Annotated in this window: 2 protein-coding genes and 1 rRNA gene; all 3 read left to right on the top strand. The window is 70.1% G+C overall.

Going from position 1 to position 1,869, the window contains the following annotated elements:
- Positions 1-65 precede the first annotated feature (65 nt).
- Positions 66-182: ribosomal RNA gene (gene rrf / locus B7L92_RS21915) — 5S ribosomal RNA — on the top strand.
- A 61-nt stretch (positions 183-243) separates the two neighbouring features.
- Entirely contained in the window at positions 244-930 is a 687-nt protein-coding gene (locus tag B7L92_RS21920) for an HAD family hydrolase (RefSeq protein ID WP_081239184.1), read from the top strand.
- A 21-nt stretch (positions 931-951) separates the two neighbouring features.
- The coding region (locus tag B7L92_RS21925) for an MFS transporter (protein WP_368656263.1) at positions 952-1,869 on the top strand (918 nt) is incomplete at its 3' end.

Raw genomic sequence — 1,869 nt, forward strand, 5'->3', positions numbered from 1 at the left:
TCTGAAACCACGAACGACCCCGTGCCACGGCCGTGGCATGCCGCCGGTTGTCAGTTTCATAGTGTTTCGGTGGTCATAGCGTAGGGGAAACGCCCGGTTACATTCCGAACCCGGAAGCTAAGCCCTACCGCGCCGATGGTACTGCAGGGGGGACCCTGTGGGAGAGTAGGACGCCGCCGAACAATAATTGAGAAATCCCCCGTGCCATTCGGCACGGGGGATTTCTGCGTTTAGGGTCGGGTCATGCGCTATGACCTCGTCATCTTCGACAACGACGGTGTTCTCGTCGACAGCGAGCCCATCTCCAACCGGCTCCTCGCCGGCTACCTCACCGAGCTCGGGCATCCCACGTCGTACGAGGACTCCATCCGCGACTACATGGGTTCCGCCATGCATCGTGTGCACGACCTCGTCGCGGAGCGGACCGGGCGGCGGTTGCCGGCGGACTTCGACGACGTGTTCCACGCTCGGGTCTTCGCGGCCTTCGAGCGGGAGTTGAAACCGGTGACGGGTGCCGTGGACGTGCTCGAGCGACTGACCGAGGACGCGGTGCCGTACTGCGTGGCCTCCTCCGGGAGTCATGAGCGGATCCGGGTGGGGCACCGGGCGACGGGGCTCGACCGCTGGTTCGACGATGCGCGGATCTTCAGTTCGCAGGACGTGGGGCGGGGGAAGCCGGCGCCGGATCTGTTCCTGTACGCGGCCGAGCGGATGGGGGTCGCACCCGACCGGTGCGTGGTCGTCGAGGACAGCCCGCTGGGCGTCCGGGCGGCGGTCGCGGCCGGGATGGACGTGTACGGGTTCACCGCGATGACGCCCGCGGAGAAGCTCGTCGGGACCACTCGACTCTTCGGGAACATGCGGGAGTTGACCGAGCTGCTCGACGGAGACCGGAGCGAGCACCGGAGCAGGGACCGACGCGGAAACTGAACCCGATTCATCTTTGGCCGGATCTACCCACGGGTACGCCGGAGCCCTACGCTCGCCGCCATGACTGATGTGCTGCGGCGCGGCAGGCTCTCACTGGCGTTCGGCTTCCTCGTCCAGGGCGTCGCCTTCGCCCTGCTCGTGACGCGGATTCCGGCCATCCAGGACCGGTACGGGGTCTCCGACGCGCTGCTGCCCGCCTTCCTCGCCGCCGTGCCGATCCTGGCCGGCATCGGGAGCGTCGCGACGGAGCGGCTGGTGAGGCGGGTGCCGCCGAGCCGGGTGCTGCGGTGGTCGCAGCCGGTGGTGCTGCTGGCGCTGCTCGGGGTCGGTGCGGGGGAGCACCTGGCCGGACTGGGCGTGGCGCTGGCCGCCTTCGGACTGGCCGTGGGGGCGCTGGACGCCTCGATGAACATGCTCGGGGTGAGTCTGCAGCGGGCGTACGGGCGCAGCATCATGCTCGGGTTCCACGCCGCGTACAGCCTGGGCGGGATCGCAGGGGCGTCGCTCGCCTGGGTGGGGGCGCACGAGGGGCTGGCGCTGTGGGTGTCGTACCTGCCGGTGGTGCTGGTGCTGCTGCCGGCCGCGCTGGCCGGGAGCCGGTGGTACGTCGACGGGGGCGACGGACCGGGGACGGAGGGCGCGGCGCCCGGAGGCGCGGCGGGGAAGGGCGCGGCCGTCGGGCTCGGATGGCTGGTGCCGTTGTGCCTGGTGATGACGGTGGCATACATCGGGGACTCGACGGTGTCCAACTGGAGCGCGAAGTACCTCCAGGACGTGCTGGGCGGCTCGGAGCAGCTGGCGACCGTTCCGTACAACGTCTACATGGTCACCACGCTGCTGGGGCGGACGGTCGGGGACGTCGGGGTGCGGCGGTTCGGGGCCGTGGCGGTCGTGCGGGCCGGGGCGCTGGTGGCGGCGGTGGGGTTCGCCGTGGTGGCC

The sequence above is a fragment of the Streptomyces viridosporus genome (assembly GCF_002078235.1).
Classification (GTDB): Bacteria; Actinomycetota; Actinomycetes; order Streptomycetales; family Streptomycetaceae; genus Streptomyces; species Streptomyces viridosporus.

Bases quoted from the DNA above. Each gene is read 5' to 3' on its own strand.
- B7L92_RS21920 (WP_081239184.1), top strand. From the start codon at position 244: ATGCGCTATGACCTCGTCATCTTCGACAACGACGGTGTTCTCGTCGAC.